Genomic DNA, 2,167 nt, shown 5'->3' with positions numbered 1-2,167 from the left:
GTTGCTTATAATCCTAATTATAGTTAGCCTTTCATAAGTAGCGATGCAACAAAGCCCACTGGAATCCAGCTTTTGATCGAAAATGTTGTATAGTACACAATCAAATTTTCTGGATCCCAGTGTCTGGGCACTGGGATGACACCCATTTGTTCCTATAGTTGTCTTTTCTCGTCTACCTTATTTTGCCACTCTGCTAAACAGATACATTATCTGTAAATTGGTATTTACTATATCTTAATAACTATAGCGTAATCAATGCAGCATAGTAATTAACTTTGGAGTGAATATGCATGGGTCAGTCGAAAAATCAACAGTAAAATTAACTTCTTACGAACAAACAGGTGACAATAGCAAGATAACACTAAAAGATCCACCATCGCCTGAAGAAGCAGGAAATGCTATCTCAAGTGTACTGAATGTAGTACCACGTGTGCAGGGAATGTCACATGAAGAATCAGATGATGAGGAAGTGGATCCTACTTATGCATCTGTAAATCGACAAAAAGATGGTGATGGAGCACCACCGATTTTGCCAAAAGCTCCAGGTTTACAAGACAAAGAAGACAAAAATTTGTTTGGTCTTAGTACTGAAGTACTACCTTCTTCCCTAGAAGAAACAAAAGGTGAGACTCATGATTGGGTATCACAAACAGCAAGTTTAGGTTTAGGAGGATTATCTGGTAATGGATCAGAAAAACATATTTATGCAGCTATAGACCCAAATGCAAAATCTTCGAAAAAGAGTTTAGACAGTGGAATAGGTGGTCAAAACTCAAAAGATGATTTAGGTGCGTCTTCAAATACTTTACCATCGTATAAAAGCAAAGATGACTCTGAAGAGTCTTTGTCACTAAATTCTGATATAGGTAGCACAACAAATAAAAAAACAAACAGATTCTTGCCAAGAGCAAAGTATGCCATGCAGCAGAAGGGTTTTATAATTTTTGGTGCAAGTGCTATTGTATTCAGTATATCTGCAGCTTTATTATATTTACAAGATAAAGCAAAATTTATTGCATTTTTTACAAACAGCCCAAAATATATCACTATACCAGTTATCGCACTTGCTGCATTGCTTACAATTGGTCCAATATTTTTTGCAACAAGGCAATTTATAGACACTGAAGAACATTCCATTCAAAAAAAAGATGCGGATAAAATTTTAGCTGAGGTGTTGGAGCACCAGCCAAAAGATAAAGCTATAAAATCTGTAAGACTGGAATATAGCAATGGCACTCATTCAAATTTTGTACTTAATGCTTGGGAAGCTAAACAAGGCTTCACTAACATTGACGAAAAAGTAATTACTAGAACTAATAAAATAAAATCAGTAATTAACGACAGACCAATATTTACTGCATTATTTACTGGTGTAGTTGCTGCAAATATAGCGTTTCCTCTAGGGCTACTTGCAACACATGGTGTTAATGGTGTACAAAAATTTTACCAAAACCCTTTGACTAATAACATAGGATTATCATTACTTATAGGTTCTGGTATACTTGCATTACTCATTGTGGGTTTTGGCATACATTATTATAGAAAAACAAATTGCACTAATCTTATATATTCGCAGGAAAAGATTGACCCTAAAAGCGTTAACAAGAAATTCATTGAAGAAATAAAACACGAAAGAACAAATGTTCTTGGGGAAAACCACGGTAAAGACGCTAAACGCAGCAGCTTAACGCTTGAGCAAGTTGTGGTTCAATCTCATAATTGTAAGGATGTTGTTTATAGTGTCGGTTAATAAAATGCATGATATAGCTAGTGCAGCCCTACGTCATACCGCTGCAGACCGTCATACCGCGATTCATTCGCGGTATCTCTAGATCCCGCTAACACGTAGCGGGATGACGATTGTCAGGGTAGCACCTCCCTCCCCTGTCATCCAAGTAGCTGACTGACCTTACCCAGAAAAAGTGAAGAGAAAGTTTGGAATGTTTTTCACAAAGAGAATGATGAATCAAAATGCTCAGGAATGCAATAGTTAATAGTGACGTTGTTTGTTATAAAAAATTTCTATGTATTCAAATATTGCAGTTCTAGTTTGTTGAGCAGAGTGTTGTGAAGTATCAATAAGTATTTCTCTTTTCAATGAGCTAAAGAAGCTTTCTGCAACAGAATTGTCGTAACAACAGCCTTTATTACTCATCTATATTCTTTA

Annotated in this window: 2 protein-coding genes and 1 pseudogene; 1 reads left to right on the top strand and 2 read right to left on the bottom strand. The window is 35.9% G+C overall.

Annotation, left to right across the window (positions count from 1 at the left end; translation table 11 throughout):
• Window positions 1-23 precede the first annotated feature (23 nt).
• Window positions 24-146, bottom strand: coding sequence for a WPE palindromic element domain-containing protein (locus tag OZD61_RS03875; RefSeq protein ID WP_274979926.1), 123 nt, complete (start codon window positions 144-146; stop codon window positions 24-26).
• A 140-nt stretch (window positions 147-286) separates the two neighbouring features.
• Between OZD61_RS03875 and OZD61_RS03870 the strand changes: the two genes are divergently transcribed.
• Entirely contained in the window at window positions 287-1,750 is a 1,464-nt protein-coding gene (locus tag OZD61_RS03870) for a hypothetical protein (RefSeq protein WP_274979925.1), read from the top strand.
• A 197-nt stretch (window positions 1,751-1,947) separates the two neighbouring features.
• On the opposite strand, the pseudogene OZD61_RS03865 reads toward OZD61_RS03870, so the two are convergent.
• Window positions 1,948-2,155 (bottom strand): annotated as a pseudogene (locus OZD61_RS03865) (IS3 family transposase); the annotation flags it as partial.
• Window positions 2,156-2,167: the final 12 nt, after the last annotated feature.

Source organism: Wolbachia endosymbiont of Drosophila bocki (assembly GCF_028982005.1).
Classification (GTDB): domain Bacteria; phylum Pseudomonadota; class Alphaproteobacteria; order Rickettsiales; family Anaplasmataceae; genus Wolbachia; species Wolbachia pipientis.
This window is presented reverse-complemented; position numbering and strand designations above follow the sequence as displayed.